Source organism: Rhizobium sp. USDA 3886 (genome assembly GCF_056279785.1).
On record NZ_JBWCDC010000001.1, the window covers coordinates 1984587 to 2003485 of the forward strand.

The following is an 18899-nucleotide window of genomic DNA, read 5'->3' on the forward strand; positions in this document are numbered from 1 at the left end:
TCACCGCTCCGTCAGCGCTTCGGAGCGCGCCTTGTTGATCGGCTTCAGCAGGTAGCTGAGGACCGTCTTGTTGCCCGTCATGATTTCGACGGCGGCGACCATGCCCGGAATGATCGGATAGAGCTTGCCGTCGCGCTCCAGCTCCGATGTGTCGGTCTTCACCTGCACCAGGTAGTAGGTCTCGCCTTTTTCCTTTTCGACCAGGCTGTCGGCCGAGATGTTTTCCACCACACCTTCAAGCCCGCCGAAGATCGAGAAATCATAGGCCGTGATCTTGACGATCGCCGGCTGACCGCGACGGACGAAAGCGACGTCGCGCGGGGAAATCTTCGCTTCGATTAGCAAGGTATCGGCAGTCGGCACGATGCCGGCGATGACGCGGCCCGGATCGACATAGGCACCGATCGTATTGACTTCCAGCGTGTTGACGATGCCATCGACCGGCGAGCGGATATCGGTGCGTTTGACACGGTCGGAAGCGCCGCGGATCGTTTCGTCGACGACGGAGAGTTCTGCAAGCGTCGTCGCCTTCTCGGTCAACGCCTGCTGGCGGAGTTCAAGCGCCAAGTCGCCGAGCTGGAGCGTCGCCTCCTGCACCGCGGCTTCCAGGCGATCAATGCTTTCCTGATAGACCTTGAGCTGGCCCTGCTGGTCCGTCAGGTCGCGCTCGACCTTCAGCATTTCGGTTTGGGCCACAAGCTTCTTTTCGCTGAGCGGCTTGATCAGGTCGTATTGGCGCTGCGCGCCCTGGATATTGTCCTGCAGGCGCGCGATATTGGCATGCGCCTCGTTGAGCTCGTTTTCGCGCTGCTTGACGCGCTCCTTGAGAACGCCGAGCTTGTTTTCGTAGCTCGCGCGGTCGGCGGCAAAGAGGCTCGCTTCGTTGCTGCAGACATCCTTGGCGACGGCAAGAATCTCCTCCGGGCAGATATAAGGCATCTCGTACTGACCCGCCTCCTCCAGCTTCAGCCTGGCGACCTTGGCACCGAGCGCGCGTGCCTTGGCGACCGATTCTCCGAGCGTCGAGGTGGTCGTGGTATTGTCGAGCTGGACCAGAAGCTGGCCCTTGCGGACCACCTGGCCAAGCGTGACGGCAATCTGCTGGACGACGCCGGGTTCGGACGACTGGATGATCTGGGTTTTCGAAACGGGAATGACCTTTCCTTCGCCGCGGGCGATCTCATCGACGCTGGCGATCGCCGCCCAGCCGATGAAGCTTGCAATCAGCAGCGCGCAGAGCGCCAGGATGGCGCGGGCGAAAAACGGTGGATGGTCGAGACGGTTCGCGCTCATTGCTGCCCCGCCGGTTTGCGCATGGCCTCGATCACGGCCTGCTTCGGACCGTCGGCGACGATGCGGCCCTTGTCGATAACGATCAGGCGGTCGACAAGCTCCAACATGCTGTGGCGGTGCGTCGCGATCAGAAGCGTCGTCTCGCGGCCGAAGGCGCCGGACAGCCTGGAGATCAGATGACGCTCGGTCGCAAGGTCCATCGCGCCCGAGGGTTCGTCGAGGAAGACGATCTTCGGCTTGGTCAAAAGCAAGCGGGCTATCGTCAGCGCCTGCTTCTGGCCGCTCGACAGATTGGTTCCCCGCTCACCGACCGGCATGTCGAAGCCGCGCGGATGGTTGGAGACGAATTCATCGACGCCGGTCATGCGGGCGACCTCAAGGATTTCCTCGTCGGTTGCGTCGGCGCGGCCGATCAGCAGGTTTTCCTTCACAGTGCCGGAAAACAGATCGGAGGACTGGCCCGCAACCGCGACGGCGGCGCGCACCTCCGCCATGTGATACTGCCGGATATCGACTCCATCGATCAAAATGCGGCCGGCGGACGGGCAGAAAAGGCCGTCGAGCAGGCGGCCGAGCGTCGTCTTGCCCGAACCGATGCGGCCGATGATGCCGATCCTCTCGCCGGGCCTGACAGTGAAGGACAGGCCATTGATGACCGGATAATCCGAACCCGGATACTGGAAGGAGACGTTCTGGAAGCTGAAGCCGCCCTGTTTGATCTGACGGTTGACGAAGCCGACCGTAGAGGGCCGGTCGTCCGGCTGCTCCATGATCTTGTCGAGGATGCGCAGCGACATGGTTGCCTGGCGGAAGCGCGCCAGCGTCATGGCGATCTGGCCAAGCGGCGCGCCGGCGCGGCCGGCGAGCATCACAGTCGCGACGATCGCACCCATGGCCATATGGCCCTCGGAGAACTCATAGGTGCCGGCAATCACGATCAGCACGCTCACCATCTGCTGAATGAAGGTCGTCAGGTTGATGGCGTTGGTGGAGATATGCTTGATGTCTTCGCTGGTGCGGCTCGAATATTTGGTGAGTTCCTGCCAGCGGCGCAGCATCGTCGCTTCGGCGCGAAGGCTCTTCAGCGTCTCGATGGTGGAGATAGTCTCGACGAGCAGCGACTGGCGGCGGGACGCTTCGTTTGCGGCGGTTGCCATGCGCTTGCCGATCTGCGCCTGCGCCCAAAGGCCGATCGCCACCGACAGCACGAAGGCGGCGGCCGGGATGACGACCAGCCAACCGGCAATCAGGTAGATAACTGCCAGAAAGATGAAGACGAAGAGACTGTCGATCAGCACGCCGATGGTGTTGGATGTGAAGAATTCGCGGACGAACTCATATTGCGTGACGCGGTTCGCATATTCGCCGGTCGACAGCGGGCGCGATTCCAGCGTCGAGTTCAGCACCTTGTCAAAGATCAGCTGGGAAAGCCTGAGGTCGGCCTTGCGGCCGGCGTAATCGATCAGCGACGAGCGTGCCGTTTTCAGCAAAAAATCAAAGATATAGGCAAGCGAGATGCCTGCCGCGAGGACCCACAGCGTCGCCACCGCCTTGTTGGGCAGCACGCGGTCATAGACGTTCATGGTGAAGAGCGGCGAGCCGAGCGCAATCAGGTTGATGAACAGCGCTGCCACCATGACGCGGACATAGGTGCGCCAGTAGGGTATCAGCGTCGTTGCCAGCCAGTGACGCTTTTCGATCTCCACCGCATTGCCGACCAGCGCCTCTTCCGAAGCGTTCTGGTAATAGAGCGTGAAAGCGAAGGCCATCGCGGGCTTCAGCGCCACGAGTTCCTCGCGCGTCAACCTGATCGGCGCGCCGGCGATCGGAACGATATCAATGAGATAGGAGCCATCCTCCGCCACTTCCAATAGAGGAAGAACGCCGCCATCGGCAAAGCAGACGATGGCCGGGCAATCGAAATTTCCCAGGCGGCAATCGCGTTCCCGATGCCTGATGACCTGAAGGCCGATGCGCTCGGCCATCTGTTCCACGTCGTCGAGCTGCAGCGATTCGGTGATCTCGTCCGGCAGGCCGGAGAAGAGAACCGTATCGGAGCTCGGCCGGCCATAGAACGCAGCCACGGACTTGAAGGCAGCCTTGAAAGTCTGGAGCGGGGTGCCGCTTGAAGTCTCGAGCGCTACGTTCAGCATTGTTCCATGCCGTTTCGACTACTGCTGTCGAATCGGCGCCAGAAGGTCCAACGGCATGCCGGCTTTTTGATGCGACTCAAGCTCGACATATCCGGGATCTGCGACGCCCGCGGGGACAACAAACTCTTCCCGCGCATATTCTTTTGCCTGCTCGACCGGCCTCAGCTTCATCGTTTGGAGCAGATTGCCGGACGCGGCCAGGATCTTGTACTCGGCAAAGACCGACGCGAGACGCGCCGTATCGGCAAGAACTCTGGTATTGAAATTGGTGTTCTGCGCATCAAGCACATCGAGCAGCGAGCGCTGGCCGACGCTGAACTGCTGCCGGTAGGACGACACGAGCTGGGCATTGGTCGAGGCCTGCTGGCCGAGGATGCCGGCAAGCTTGCCGCGGCTGACGCGCTCGTTCCAGGCGGAGCGAACCGACTGCTCGACCTCCCGCTGCACCTGCGCCAGCGCATAACGCTGCTCACCGGCACGGCGGATCTGCTCCTGCTCGCGGGCAACATCGATACCGCCGCGATAGAGGTTCCAACGGGCGACTACGCGCACCTGGTAATCATTCGTGTTGCCATCGTCACCGTTGATGTCGTCGCCGACACGGGCGGTGCCTTCAAGGTCGACCTTCGGCAGGTAGTTGGCGCGCGCGCCGCGCACACCTGCATCGGCCGCATCGACATCCGCATTGGCGGAATAAATGCGCGGGCTGTTCTTGGCGGCGACGAAGACCGCATCGTTCAGCGTCTTCGGCACATATTTGGCAACCGGAGGCGGGGTCTGCGCACCCGTGATCGGCTCGCCCACGTCCTCAAGGAAACGGATCTTCGTCGCTTCCAGCTCTTCCTTGGCCTCTTGCAGGCGGGCAGCGGCAGCCTGCTGGCGCTCCACGCCCTGCAGGCGGTCGGCATCGGTCAGCGTGCCGCCCTTGATGCTCTGCTCGATGTTGCCGAGGATCTGGTTGTGGAAGGCCATGTTATCCTGGGCGGCCTTCACGATCTGATTCTGCAGGATGTATTCGAGGTAATCCTGCGTCACTTCGAGTGCCAGCGATTCGGAGCGCTCCAGCACGCGGAACGAGGCGCCATCGACGCGCGATGCCTGCTGCTCCACCTGCGCGCGGCGGCCGCCGCCATCGAAAAGCCGCTGCGAGATGGTGAGGCCGACATCGCCCGGCGACAAGTAATCAGTATCGGAAGTTAAAGTGCCGGTTGTAGAATTCGACAGCCGACGGCGACCGACCCCGGCGTCGAGATCAATGGAGGGCAAATAAAGCCCGCGCGCCTGGCGAAGTTCAAATTCGATTGCTTCACGATCCTTCGCAGCCTGCAAGATCTGCGGGTTCGTCTTCATTGTCTTTTCGATCGCCTGCTGAAGAGAAATAGCATTGGCGTCAACGCAAAATGCAAAATTCAAAGCAACAGTCGCAGACAAAGCTGCAACAATTCTTTTGCCGTTAAACAAGTTTGATGCCCCTCACCACTCGTAATTAGCCCCGGCTACCCCATATACCGAAATCTCTTCTCGGTTAAGTCAGTAGCATTATGTTATCAACACTCCAACTGGCCTGAGCCAGCTTCCTGAGAAGACAGTTAACTCATGAGGTTTCCACAGCTAAAGCAACAATTTTACAGGATTTTTTAACCTGCGCTTGTTGTGCTCGCGGGTAACTTCACACTCACCCCTAGTGAGTATCCCGACCACCATGATTTTTATTAACCGTTACTCCCCCGCCACAGTAAAACCCGCTTTGCTGCGCGCTGCAATCGGCGCAACATGCTGCCTAGCAGGATCCGTTGGTCTTTTACTTATCCTAAACCTTCTAATCCCGGATAAACCATTTTTGGTAGGATTTGTGAGTATTCCTCCAATTTCGTTTGTTGTTGCATTTCCGCTTCTTTTCGCGCTGCAACTGCAAAAAGCGGAACTTGAAACGCTGCGTTCCAGAATGAGCCATGCCACCCGCCATGACCCCGTGACGAACGCGCTCACCGGCACCGCTTTTGCGGCTGCGATGCAGAATTACTCCGACCGCCGCCGGAAGATCGCAACGGATACCGGCGGCATCATGATCGCCGTCGTTATCGAGACGCTCGACGCGATCAGCCGCCGCTATGGCCCGCAATGGGCCGATACCGTGATGCAGTCGCTGGCCGACATCATCAAGAGCTCGGTCAGAAGCGGCGACCTCGTCGCCCGCCTCGCCTCCAACGAACTCGGCATCTTCCTGCCCGGCGCCACGCCCGAAAATGCCCAGGACATCGGCGCCCGCATCCGCAGGCGCGTCTCGCAGGCGGCCTTCGAGACCGAGGAAGCCCCCCTCGACCTCAAGATCAAGCTCGGCGGCGCCCTTTTCGAAGGGCCGGAGGATTTCAACCGGATCCGGCAGCTTGCGGACGAGATGGCGTTCGACAGCGCGACCGAGGACGGCGAGTCGATCACCATCGCCAGATTGCCGGCGGCGTGAGCGGAGTAAAAAGCAGAAAAGGCGCCGGGGCGCCTTTTCCAGATTCACACCTGAAGAGTGACTCACGAACCGGTCAAGCGGTCGGCGTCGTCGTTGAGTGGTGATCGTCGTCATAGAGGATCTTCACCGTCGACGTGTAATTCTGAAGCACCGCGACATCGTGCCAGGTCCCGTTGTCGTTGACACTGATTGTCGTACTGCCTGCGGCAACCGTGCCCTTCACGTTCGCAAGCGCCTCCGCCTGGCTCGCTTCGTGACCCAAGAGCGAGTTGAGGAGGTTGGAGACGTCCAGCGTATCGCCCTGACTGTTCTTGAAGTCCATGATGACATCGGTAAGGTTCACCTCCTTGAAGGCGGCAGCATCAATGACAAAGGTGTCGTTGCCGCCGCCGCCGGTCATCGTGTTGAGGCCGGAACCGCCGACAAGAATGTCGTCGCCGACGCCGCCAAAGAGAATGTCGTTGCCACTGCCGCCGCGCAGCTGGTCGTCACCGGCGCCGCCAAGAAGAAGATCACTTCCGTCGCCGCCCCAGAGCGTATCGTTACCGCCCCCGCCGGCCAGTATATCGTTGCCGTTGCCGGCGATATCGCTGTCGCTCGAACCACCGGAAAGCGTGTCGTCGCCGGTCGTGCCAATGATCAGATTGTTGGAGTCATTTCCGGCGGAACCCGCCAGGTAATCCGGCAGATTTTCGCCAATTGCTGAGTAGGTCACAGTGGACGTCGTATGTCCATTGTCGTCAACGACCGCCAGCGAAAGCGAGGCGTCGCCAAACATCGCAACCTTCGCGTGCCAGCTCGAGCCTGACAAATCGAGGGTGCGATTTGCAGCGTCGCCGTTCCCGATATCACCGTCAAGGAAATCCTGCAATTCGGCTCGATATGTCGAGCTGAGGAGGACTTCCTGAAGTTGTTCTGCAGAGAAAACAATATTGACGTGGTCTTGGTTGTGGCCCGCATCGCTCACGGCGTCGCCGCCATAATAGGCTGTGACACCACCATCATGGTCCCAACTCGTGGTGAGTTTGTCCTTGCCGTTACCCATCAAGATCGTCCAATCGCCGTTGAAGGCGGTTGTCGAAAAGTCCCCGGTATCCTGTGCGTTACCGAAGTTGATTATCTGGCTGGCTACCGATCCCCCGGAAACGATAATCGAGACCGTCACCGGATTGCTCTGCAATGCGCCGTCGGTCGCATAATATGTGAACGTATCCACACCTACGAAGCCAGCCGTCGGCGTATAGGTGAAGGTTCCCGTGGCAGCGTTGAAGCTGCTTATCGCTCCATGCTGCGGGCCAGTGTCTATGACCGCCGTCAGCGTCTGGCCGTCTGGATCGCTATCGTTGGCAAGCAACCCGCTCGTAACGATCAGGGCCGTATTGGCCAATGTTGCAAATGGGCCATCCTCATTGGCAACCGGGGCTTCGTTGACCGCCGTCACCGTGAAGCTGGCGTGGCCGATGCTGGTCTTGGAGTCGTCACTGCCGTTCGTCTTGCCGTTGTCGCTGATCGTGTAGTCGAACGACGCAGTGCCATTGAAGTTCGCGGCAGGCGTGAACACCACCTGACCGTTGACGATCGCCACTGTGCCGCCGATCGCATTGCTGACAGCCGTCACAGTCAGCGACTGGCCGGCTTCGTTCGCCGGGCCGGTGCTGTCGTTATCCGTCAGCGATGCGAACGAAATCGTCCGGGCGCCGCTGTCTTCGGCAACGCTCGTCAGGACATCGGACACCGCCACCGGCGCGTCGTTGACCGGCGTCAGGTCGAGCGTCGCGCTGCCAGCAACGCTCGCCGTGCCGTCCGACACCGTGTAGCTGAAGCTGACTGCAGTTTCGTCGTCGGCATCGGGCGTGAAGGTCCAGGTGCCGTTGCCATTGTCGACCAGCATGCCGGAGGAGGCCGAAAGGCCGCTCACCGTCAACGTGTCGTGCTCGACATCCGTCGCGCCAGCCAGAAGATCGGCCGCCGTGATCAGATGCGCGCCGCTGTCTTCGGCGATCGCCGCCAGCGTCACGGCCGGGACAACCGGCGCGTCGTTGACCGGCGTCAGGTCGAGCGTCGCGCTGCCAGCAACGCCCGCCGTGCCGTCCGACACCGTGTAGCTGAAGCTGACGGCGGTATCGTCGTCGGCATCAGGCGTGAAGGTCCAGGTGCCGTTGCCATTGTCGACCAGCGTGCCGGAGGATGCCGAAAGGCCGCTCACCGTCAACGTGTCGTGCTCGACATCCGTCGCGCCAGCCAGAAGATCGGCCGCCGTGATCAGATGCGCGCCGCTGTCTTCGGCGATCGCCGCCAGCGTCACGGCCGGGATAACCGGCGCGTCGTTGACCGGCGTCAGGTCGAGCGTCGCGCTGCCAGCAACGCCCGCCGTGCCGTCCGACACCGTGTAGCTGAAGCTGACGGCGGTATCGTCGTCGGCATCAGGCGTGAAGGTCCAGGTGCCGTTGCCATTGTCGACCAGCGTGCCGGAGGATGCCGAAAGGCCGCTCACCGTCAACGTGTCGTGCTCGACATCCGTCGCGCCAGCCAGAAGATCGGCCGCCGTGATCAGATGCGCGCCGCTGTCTTCGGCGATCGCCGCCAGCGTCACGGCCTGAGCTTCGGGCGCATCGTTGGTGCCGGTTACCTTCCAGGAGACGGAGGCCGGTGTCGTCGTGATCCCGTCGGAGACGCTGTAGTTCACCGTCACCGTCGTCGTCGTGCCGGCCGCCAGAGACTGGTAGGCCGGATGGTTCGGATCGAGCGTGAAGGAATGCGTCGCCGCATCGTAGCTCACGCCGGCCGGCAGGGCACCCGGCGAGCCGCTGACCGCCAGGCCGTCGACCGACAGGGTGGTGCCGAGATCGACGTCGCTCGCATTGGCAAGCGCGTCGAGCGTGACGCTTGCGCCATTCTCGGTGGCAGTGCCTGTGACTGCCCCGCTGACAACCGGCGCATCGTTGGTGCCGGTCAGCTTGATCTGGACTACATGGGTATCGGTGCCGCCGTGGCCGTCGCTCACCTCGACGGTGTAGCCGATGAGCGACTGCCAGCCGTTGGGCAGGAAATTAAAGGCTTCGGAATTGGAATTGAACGTCCAGTGAATATCGCCGGCCGTATGCGCGCCATCGATGACCGCGCCACTGCCGATGCTGAAGAAGCTCAGCAACTGAGCCGGAGTAAAGCGGGCTTCAATACCCGCGCCGCCGGCCGTGACACCGGTGACACTCGCTGTGACGTTGTCGGTCACGTCGACATCGGCGACGCTCAGAGTACCGGTCGTGCTGAGGCCGGCGTTCGTTTCCGTGAGGGCGGCAAAAGCGCTGTCGCCGGCATCAACCGTGATGATCGGCGCATCGTTGGTACCGGTGATCGTCGCCGTTACCAGCTTTGAGCTGAGTGCACCACTGGCGTCCGTGACTATCACCTTATAGACCTGCGTCACCGTCTGGCCCTCGGCAAGAAAGTCCAACGAGCTGTCGGCCGCCTGCAGCTTCCAGTCGATCCGGCCCGAGTTGGACGCGTCCGTCGGCGAATGGTTCAGCCACGCCGAGAACGCGCCGAGATAACTACCGCCCAGGTTGTTGGTGCTGACCTGCTCGATCGAGACCATATGATTATCGCTGGCATCCGGATCGACGAAAGTCAGATGACCGGTCTTGACTCGAATCTCGCTCGAACCAACCTGGCCGGCATGCTCCGTCAAGGGAGCGGCAGTCTCGCCCCAACCGAAAGCCGGTGCGTCGTTGGTGCCGCTGATGGTGACCGCGATGTCCTTTGTGACCGAGTCGTGATCGCCATCTGTCACGGTGTACGGAATGTGCAGGACTACGGTCTGTCCTGCCGGCAGACGGTCGAAGGCCGTGCCGGGATTGATCGTGATCGTGTGACCGTCGGCGCCGAGCGTGATCGACGGCGTGCCCAGGATCAGCCCGGCCGGAACCCCTGTGTAGCTCGGCGTTCCGAAGGACAGAGCGGCACCAATCTCATCCGCACCAAATGTGAAGTGGGTGCCTTCGATGAGCGTGACGCTCTTGCTGTCGTTCTCCGACATAGCCGCAGTCAGGTTTGCAGCCGTCGGCAGGCTGTCGGCGACGTTGATGATGAACTGGCCAGCGCCGAGCGTTACCGCATCGTGGTCGCTGTCGAGCGCCTTGACATAGGCACCGAGATCGAGCGGCAGGTTATCGCTACCGGCGGCGTGATCGAATTCGCCGTGCAATACAAAGGTCGCCGTTCCGTTTGCCGACACAGTCAGCGTGAAGAGCGGCGTTCCGGGCGCACCTTCGGCATAGCCGGTAAGCGTGGTTCCGTCGGAAACCACCTTCACCTGCTGGCCGCCGGCCGTAACCGTGCCGAGACTTTCCGCTGTTGCGATGGTTTTCAGCGCGAATACCGCAGCACCATTGCCATCGTCGGCACCGACCGAGACCAGCGAGGAAAGATCGACATTCGCAGACGAGACGTCGTGGCCAGCCTCGACCTGCAGGCTCCAGTCGCGCAGGGTGCCCACATCAGCTCCAAGATCGTCCCTGATTTCCAGCGTCCAGGTTCCCGCCATGCTCTTACCGTCGAGCAGGGAAAGCTGGTCGATCGCTGGACGCCATGTGCCGACGAATGGAGGGGGAGCGGAGGTAAAGCTGCTTGCCGCTTCGTCGTCGAACATGATGGTGCCGTTCGGATCGCCAGCTCCGCCATTATCGTCGACAAGCCGAATCCGAGTGCCATCCGGAGCGATCAAAGTGACCTCGAGGTCCGCCATGAAGGTATGCGCGAGGTTGATCGACACGTTGACGTCGTGGATGGTTCCGCCGGCCGGCACCGTGATGGTCGAAGTGATCGTGCTAACGTCCAGGATGGGAAGATTGACCGTTCCCGACACGAAGCTGTGCGTTTCGATGGTCGAGCCACCTTCCACAACATTGCCGGAAACCGTCGTGTTGGCGACCAGCGTCGGCACGCTATCTGCCATATTGATGGTGAAGGGCTGATCGACATAGTCGCCGTCGCCGTCGAAGACGCGTGCCACGAGGTTCAGCGGGATGTTGTCACTGCCGTCCGGGTGATCGAGGTTCTGGAAGAGCGTCGCCGCAAAGCTGCCCGGATGCAGGACGCTGACGATGAAGACCGGATTGTCGGCGGTATCGCCGGCCTTGAACGCAACGATTTCCTGATCGACGCCGTTCGCCGTGCGAACGAGGTATTCCAGGGCCACGCCGTCGGAGGTGAGGCCGCTGTTGATGATCGGGTTTCCGTTGCCGTCCGTGCCGATCGCGACATGCGTCGCCTTGCTGTCGGCGCCGATATTCACGTGGAGCGCGCCGAAGACGGAGCTGACCGAAGGCAGGCCAGTCTCCGAAAGCGTGCCGGTGGCAGCCGGTACCGCAATCGAAGGACCTCCGTCGTTGATGTCGATCTGCAGGCTGTTCGTTGCCGTGTCGCCGTCGCCGTCGGTGACGGTGAAGACGATCTTCATGCGGCCGCCGTCGGCAGCACCGGTCTCGTTGGCGTCGGCTTGGTCGATCGGGCCGTACTGCGTGAACTTGTAGGCGCCGGTTGCCGGATCAGTCACTTCGACCTTGAAGATCACCGTGCCGTTGGCAAGCTTGCCGAGCAGCGTCAGGCCGTCCGGCTGATCGATGCGGATGTCCTTGCCACCCGACTGCAGGGCATGGGCGGTAAACAGAGCCGCATCGGCATCCGCAATCAGCGGGTGGTCGGTGCTGCCGAGGCCATAGGCGATCGAGGTCACCTTGGCGCCGTCCGCGCCGTCGTCGAACACCATGGTGCCGGTCGCGAAGGTTTCAACGAACGAGCCGTTGGCATTGGCGGTTTCCTGGACCGTGATGCGGCCAGAGTAGCTTGCTTTCGGACCATCGTCGTTGATGTCGATCTGCAGGCTGTTCGTCGCCGTGTCGCCATCGCCGTCGGTGACGGTGAAGACGATTTTCATGCGGCCGCCGTCGGCAGCGCCCATCTCATTGGCGTCGGCCTGGTCGATCGGGCCATACTGCGTGAACTTGTAGGCACCGGTCGCCGGATCGGTGACTTCGACCTTGAAGATCACCGTGCCGTTGGCAAGCTTTCCGAGCAGCGTCAGGCCGTCCGGCTGTTCGATCTCGATGTCTTTTCCACCCGACTGCAGGGCATGCGCGGTAAACTGGGCCGCATCGGCATCGGCGATCAGCGGATGGTCAGTGCTGCCGAGGCCGTAAGCGATCGAGGTGACCTTGGCGCCGTCCGCGCCGCCGTCAAACACCATGGTGCCGGTCGCGGAGGTCTCAACGAACGAGCCGTTGACATTGGCCGTTTCCTGGATCGTGATGCGGCCGGAATAGCTCGCGGTCGGCATGTCGTCGTTGACTTCGACACGGATGATGCTGGTGGTCGTATCGCCGTCGCCGTCATGGAAGGCGACGGCCGCATCGACGCGCAGCATGTCGATCGGCGAGCCGTCGGCTTTTGCGAAATGGTCGACCGCCTGCAGGAATTTGGCGGTGACAGTCGTACCATTTGCGGTGAGCTCGATCACCGCGTTACCGATGGTGCCGACGTAGCCGATGATCTTCGTGCCGTCAGTGGAGAGCTGGAAGGTAACCGGCTGGCCATCGGCCTTCAGCTGCGAGAGATAGGTCGCGCCGGGGCCTGCCAGCGTGAAATCGACGTTGCCGGCCATACCCGGGCCGAGGTCAAGATGAACCGCGCCGGTGAAGGTCGTCGCGCCTGCGCCGTCGGCACCGTAATTCACCGTGAAGCTCTTCGATTCCGTATCCGGCGTCGAGCCGTTGATGTCGGCTTCACTGAGCGTGATGTAGCGGTCGACATTTCCGACGACTGGAACGTCGTCCTTGATGCCGACCCCGAAGGTGCCGGTGATCTTGTCGCCGTCGCCGTCCGTCGCCGTGTAGGTGACGCTGATCGCCAGATTATTGGCGCCGTTGCTGGCCGGGCCATGCGCCAGCGTGTTGTTGACCAGCGAGAAGGTGTAGGTGCCGTTGCTGTTCAGCACGATCTTCCACGAGCCATCATTGGCCGTCAGCGAATGGGTAGCATCCGACCAGGTCGCCTGGCTGGCGGCGAGAACGACCTTGCCGCCGTCCGCACCGAGCGAGATGTCGAGATAGCCGGTCGCCGAAAGACCGGGCGTATGCGGCGAGGTGCCGTCCGGCAGGTCGTTTTCGGACAACGAGAGGCCTGAGGTAACTGGCCTGTCCAGAACCGGGCCGTCGTCATCGAATCGGATGGCGTTGCCGATCGAGACCGACTGGCTGGCAATATCGCCGTCGCTATCGATGGCGGTGATCACGGCGGAAACCTTGCCGGCGAGGTCGATCCTGTCGTCGTCCGCCTTGTTCACGTTCGGGTTGGACAGCGACAGATACTGGGCCACGCTGACGCGTCCGTCGGAGTCGACGTGGATTGCGAATGCCGCCTCGCCCGTCGGAATGCGGCCGACGACGATGCCGTTTTCCAGTGTCAGCGTGATCGGCGCGCCGGCGGTCGTGGTGAGGCCCGAAGCAGCATTGTCGATCCGAAGCGTCAGGCTGGCAGCTGCCGGCTCATCCGCGCCGACGGAAACAGTCGTATCCACAACATCGTCACGCGCATAGACCACCCGCATGTCCGGATCACTGCCCGCATGCGTGACGCCGGCGAAGAGGTTTCTAACGCTCCGCTCTCTCGTGTTGTCGTTATCGTCGCCTCCACTCTCGTCGATGGTGACCGAGCCGTCCCGGAAGATGCTGACGACCGGCGCATCGTCGGTGATCGTCACGATGAGCTTGCCGCCGAGCGTGATGCTGTCGCCGTCGCGGTCGATCGCCTGGATGACAGAACCGAAGTCAATGCCGGAAACCGTCGTCGAACCGGACTGCAGGTCATTGCCGGCGCCCGATGCATGGTCGAGCTGGTCATACTGCTGGAACTGGAAGCTGCCGTCGCTTTCCAGCGTCAGAGACAGGACCGGGCGGTCGGCGAACGGATAGGCTGGGCTGCCGGTATTGACATAGCCGATGATCATGTTGCCGATCACGGTGTAGGACAGTTCGCCGCCCTGCGACGACAAGTGCAGTGCAGCGAGCGTCTGGGTGGCATTGGCCGTGACCGAGAAGCCGCCGCCTTGAGCCGCGCCGTCGGCGCCAAAGGCGACCGTCGAGGCGACGGAGCCGGTAACCGTTGCAGAAAAGCCGGTGGGCAACAGATTGAACTCGGAAGAGGAGCCATCCTGCTCACCGTCGAACGGGCTGTTGCCCTGCGACAGGAAGTTGAAGATGTCGCCTTCATCGGATGTGACCGCAACCGCCGGGCCGGACAGGACCGGAGCGTCGTCGCGGAATTGGATTTTGCCGCCGATGTCGATCGACTTGGTCGCGACATCGCCGTCGAAGTCGGTCGCGGTGACAACAGCGGAAACCTTACCGGCAAGGTTCACCAGGTCATTGGCATCGCCGCCGTTCGGATGCTGAATCGCCTGGTACTGAGCGATACTGACGCGGCCGGAGCTATCCATGCTGATCGCAAAGACGGCATCGCCATGGGCATCGCGGCCAATGACAAGGCCGTTTTCTTCCGTCAGCGTAATCGCTTCACCGGAAATCGTCTTCAGGCCGGAATTGGCATCCGTGACGTCAAGCGTCAGCGAAACGTTCTTCGGTTCGTCCGCACCCGCACTCGAGCCGTAATTGACGATCGCATTGCCACCGCGGGCATAGCCCAAGACCTGCAGGCTTTCGCCGCTTTCCAAGCCTGCGAAGACCGAAAGCGCGCCGGTGTCGTTGCTGCCAGCATTCTGGCCGGCGGTTTCGTCATGCGTAACTGTTCGGCCCGTCAGCGAAATCGAAACGGTCGGCAGATCATCGGTGATCGTCACGACGAGTTTGCCGCCGAGCGTGACGCTGTCGCCATCGGCATCGGTTGCCTTGATGACCGAGCCGAAGTCGATGCCGGAAATTATGTGGCCTTCCCCTGCCTGCAGGTCATTACCTGCACCGGGCGCATGGTCGAGCTGATCATATTGCTGGAAGGTGAAGGTGCCGTCGCCCTTCAGCATCAGCGACAGGACCGGACGGTCGAAGAGAGGGTTGTAGCCTGAGTTGCCCGTGTTGACATAGCCGATGATGACGTTGCCGATCACTGTATAGGACAGTTCGCCGCCCTTCGACGATAGCTGCAATACGGAGAGCGTCTGGGTGGCGTCGGCAGCAAACGAGAAGCTGCCGACTCGAGCTGCACCGTCAGCGCCGAAAGAAACGGTCGAGGCAACCGAACCCGAGACAGTCGCCGCATCGCCGAGACCAAACACCGAGGGCTCCGAAGACGAACCATCCGCCGTGCCGTCATTGGGGCTGTTGCCCTGCGACAGGAGGAGATTGGAAATATCGCCTTCGTCGGCAGTAACTGCAATAACCGTTTGGGAAACAACCGGCACATCGTCGTTGACGTTGATCGTCAGCGAGCCAGTCGCCGTGTCACCGTCGCCGTCCGTCGTCGTAAAGTCGATGGTGACCGGCAGGTTTTCTTCCGAAGCACCTACGGTCGTGTGTACCAGCGGAGCGGAGAGATCGAACTTGTAGCTGCCGTCGGCGCCAACTGTGAGGGTGAAGACGGTATTGTGGCTGTTTACGCCGGTTGCGGTCAGAACGGTTTCGCCGCTCTCGTTTGTCGTCGTGGCATAGCTCAACGCTTCCTGCACGCTGCGGCCATTGACATTGTGAATGGCTTTCAAACCTTCCGGCGCATCGAAGGAAACGGATGCAACGCCGTCGGCGCCGGCCGTGAACAATGCGCCGGCAGCGCCGGTCACTGACTTCGAATCGGCCACGTCACCGGTTCCGCCGTTGTTCCCAGGGAAGGCCGTCTGCGCTTCATCGTCCAGCACCGTTTCGGCCGTGACTACGTTGGCGACAGGGACGTCGTCGTTGACGCCGATCGTCAGCGAACCGGTTGCCGTGTCGCCATCGCCGTCCGTCGCCGTGAAGCCGATCGTGAGCGGCAGGTTTTCTTCGGAGGTGCCGGCCGTCGGGTGAACCAGCGGGGCGGAGAGATCGAACTGATAGCTGCCATCGGCGCCGACCGTCAGGGTGAAGACGACGGCATGAGTGTCGACGCCGGTGGCTGTCAGGACGGTTTCGCCGTTCTCGCCGGTGGTCGTCGTATAGCTCAGAGCTTCCTGAACGCCGTGGCCGTCGACATTGTAGATGGCCTTGATTCCCTCGGGCGTCGTGAACGAAACGGATGCGACGCCGTCGGCGCCGGCCGTGAACAATGCGCCCGCTGCGCCGGTCACGGACTTAGCATCGGCAACGTCACCAGTTCCGCCGTTGTTGCCCAAGAACGCCGTCTGCGCTTCATCGTCCAACACGGTTTGAGGGGTGACGATGCTTGCTGTCGGCGTGTCGTCGTTGATGGTGACGGTGAGCGAACCGCTTGCCGTGTCGCCATCGCCGTCCGTCGCCGTGAAGCCGATCGTGAGCGGCAGGTTTTCTTCGGAGGTGCCGGCCGTCGGGTGAACCAGCGGGGCGGAGAGATCGAACTGATAGCTGCCATCAGCGCCGACCGTCAGGGTGAAGACGACGGCATGAGTGTCGACGCCGGTGGCTGTCAGGATGCTTTCGCCGTTCTCGCCGGTGGTCGTGGTGTAGCTCAAAGCTTCCTGAACGCCGTGGCCATTGACATTGTAAATGGCTTTCAAAGCTTCCGGCGCATCAAAGGAAACGGATGCGACGCCGTCGGCGCCGGCCGTGAACAATGCGCCCGCAGCACCGGTCACGGACTTCGTATCGGCCCCGTCACCGGTTCCGCCGTTGTTGCCAGGGAAGGCCGTCTGCGCTTCATCGTCCAGCACCGTTTCCGCCGTGACGATGCTTGCCGTCGGCGTGTCGTCGTTGATGGTGACAGTGAGCGAACCCTTCGCGGTGTCGTTGTCGCCGTCGGTGACTATGTAGTTGATCGCCAGGGAGAGATCGTCCTCGGCCGTGTTGCTGTCGGAATGAACGAGCGGCGCGCTGACGGTGAATTCGTAGGAGCCGTCGGCATGGACGACGAGGGTTGCGACAGTCTGGCCGCTGGCGCCGCCGATCGCCGTGAACGTCGTATCCGTGCCACTGATCGAAGGCTTGCCCCACTGGACGGATTCCGTGTGCGCGAAACCATCCTCACCCTGGTAGATGGCGCTGAAGCTCATCTGTTCGCCGAGCACGATGCTCTTGAAACCGTCGGCGCCGGGCGTGAAGAGCGAGCCTGCGCCGCCGCTGACAGTGGTAACGGTTCCTGCATCGCCTTCGCCGCCAGCATTGCCGGGGAAGACCTCCTGCAGGTCGTCGTTGATGACGGCTTCGTTTGCGGCCTCATTGCCGTTCGGTACGTCGTCGTTGACGGTGACCGTGAAGCTCGTACCAACGGTATCGCCGTCGGCGTCGCTGGCAATGACGCCGAACGAGAGGTCGATCTGCGTGTCCTGCGATTGCGTTTCACCCTGCGGATGGTCGATGCTGGTCAGCAGCTGGAAGCTGTATGTGCCGTGCGCGGCCTTCGGATCGAGCGTGACCACGAAGACGTTGATGCGGCCTTCGCCCGATTCAGGGCCTGTATAGGCCGTCAGCGTGTGGCCGTTGCCGGAGATTTCGTAGTGGATTGCCGCACCGTGCGAGGTCAGGCCTCTGGGGGCGTTCTGGGCGTCGAACGTCAGGTCGCGGTTGACGCCGTAGTCGGCGCCCCAGTCGACGCCGAGCGAAATGCCGCCAGTGATTGCAGGGCTCTCGCCGCCGAGGAGACCCGCTTCGCTAACCGTGCTGTTGTCCGTGGCGTCGCCGAGGTCGATGCTTGGACCATCGTCATTGATATCGATCGAGGCGATGCCGGTTGCGGAATCGCCGTCCTTGTCGGTGACGGTGTAGCTGAACTGCAGGCGAAGCGTGTCGGCAGCACCGGTCTGGCCCAGATCTGGATGATCGAGCGGGCCGGACTGGGTGAAGGTGAAAGCGCCGGTTTCGATGTTGGTGACCTTGAGGACGAAGACGGGCGTGTCGCTGCCTTCGACCGTACCGGTGATCGTCAGGCCATCGGCCGAAACGGTGACGGTGATGGGCTGGCCGCCGGAGGTCAGGCCGTTCGGCACGCCGGTCGTGCTGCCTTCTTCGTCGATATTCGTCGTGCCGACGAAGGCAATGCCGGTGATGACGCCGACATCCTCACCGCCGTCGAAGCCGAACTGGCCGTTGACAGTCTGCTCTTCGAAGCCGCCCTCGCCGTTTGCCGTTTCTGTGAGCGTCAGAAGCTGCGTCCCAGAGATCACCACTGGGACGTCGTCGAACAATTCCGGGCCATTGTCTGGGGTCGCATCCGGCTGCTGCGTATCCGCCAGAAGCTGAGCCAGTTCGGTCGGGGCGTCGCCGTCGTCTTGGATCGTGTCCTGGAATTCGGCGCCGGAGCTCGGCGCTGCCGGGGTTGCGGTATCCCCGCCATCCGGGCCAGCGGCGACGTTGATGTTGCTGTCGTTCAGCGCCGCGATAACGGTGTCGCGCGGAAGCTCGACGTCGCCGAGCATGAAGGCCGGGACGTGCAGCGCGCCGTTGACGATGACGATTTCCGTGCCATCGGCTTGGACGAGCACTAGGTTGCTGCCTTCGATGCGGATGTCGTCGAGCGAGACGTCGGCTGGAAGGTGGGCAATGTTGTTCTGATCCGGAACGACCTCGTTCGGGCTGCCACTGGGAGGTGCGGGTGGAACGTTCTCGACGCGGTCAGTCTTCGGGGTCTGTTCGCCGCTCTGCGCCTGGGCGAGCTCGACGCGCTCAATTTCGGCCGGCTTTGCTTCGTCGTATCCTGCGGCTTCGCGAATGTCCGAAAGAAATTCGTGCGGCGCGTTTTCGCCATCGACGTTCGAAATGCGCAGATCTTCTTCGATAGACATGACAGTACCCCAAATGAACAACTGGGGTGCAATCAATTACGCGGACGTCCCGATTGCAATACTTCCTTAACCACGCAGATATAGCCGATTATGCATC

5 protein-coding genes are annotated in these 18899 nt (G+C 61.8%); 1 reads left to right on the forward strand and 4 read right to left on the reverse strand.

Annotated features, from left to right (window positions below):
* The 3 genes from ACZ9BX_RS10355 to ACZ9BX_RS10365 are packed head-to-tail and all read right to left on the reverse strand — an operon-like array spanning nucleotide 1 to nucleotide 4826.
* Nucleotides 1-1293 (reverse strand): HlyD family type I secretion periplasmic adaptor subunit, encoded by a 1293-nt coding sequence (locus ACZ9BX_RS10355; protein WP_476217652.1) that lies wholly within the window; start codon nucleotides 1291-1293, stop codon nucleotides 1-3.
* Nucleotides 1290-3446: a type I secretion system permease/ATPase gene (locus ACZ9BX_RS10360; protein WP_476217654.1), complete on the reverse strand. Its 2157-nt coding sequence runs from the start codon at nucleotides 3444-3446 to the stop codon at nucleotides 1290-1292. Before ACZ9BX_RS10360 ends, ACZ9BX_RS10355 begins: the two co-directional genes overlap by 4 nt.
* A gap of 18 nt (nucleotides 3447-3464) precedes the next feature.
* On the reverse strand, nucleotides 3465-4826 hold the full coding sequence (locus ACZ9BX_RS10365) for a TolC family outer membrane protein (RefSeq protein ID WP_476219968.1): 1362 nt from the start codon (nucleotides 4824-4826) through the stop codon (nucleotides 3465-3467).
* 304 nt (nucleotides 4827-5130) lie between these two features.
* On the opposite strand from ACZ9BX_RS10365, the gene ACZ9BX_RS10370 reads away from it, so the two are divergent.
* The gene (locus ACZ9BX_RS10370) at nucleotides 5131-5910 is read left to right on the forward strand and encodes a GGDEF domain-containing protein (RefSeq protein ID WP_476217656.1); all 780 of its coding nucleotides are present in this window, start codon (nucleotides 5131-5133) and stop codon (nucleotides 5908-5910) included.
* Between the two features lie 73 nt (nucleotides 5911-5983).
* On the opposite strand, the gene ACZ9BX_RS10375 is transcribed toward ACZ9BX_RS10370, so the two are convergent.
* Complete coding sequence (locus ACZ9BX_RS10375; RefSeq protein WP_476217658.1) at nucleotides 5984-18802, reverse strand: T1SS-143 repeat domain-containing protein; 12819 nt, start codon at nucleotides 18800-18802, stop codon at nucleotides 5984-5986.
* Nucleotides 18803-18899: the final 97 nt, after the last annotated feature.

Excerpts from the sequence above, each read along its gene's own strand:
- ACZ9BX_RS10355 (WP_476217652.1), bottom strand. The coding sequence starts at position 1,293 with ATGAGCGCGAACCGTCTCGACCATCCACCGTTTTTCGCCCGCGCCATC.
- ACZ9BX_RS10360 (WP_476217654.1), bottom strand. The coding sequence starts at position 3,446 with ATGCTGAACGTAGCGCTCGAGACTTCAAGCGGCACCCCGCTCCAGACT.
- ACZ9BX_RS10375 (WP_476217658.1), bottom strand. The coding sequence starts at position 18,802 with ATGTCTATCGAAGAAGATCTGCGCATTTCGAACGTCGATGGCGAAAAC.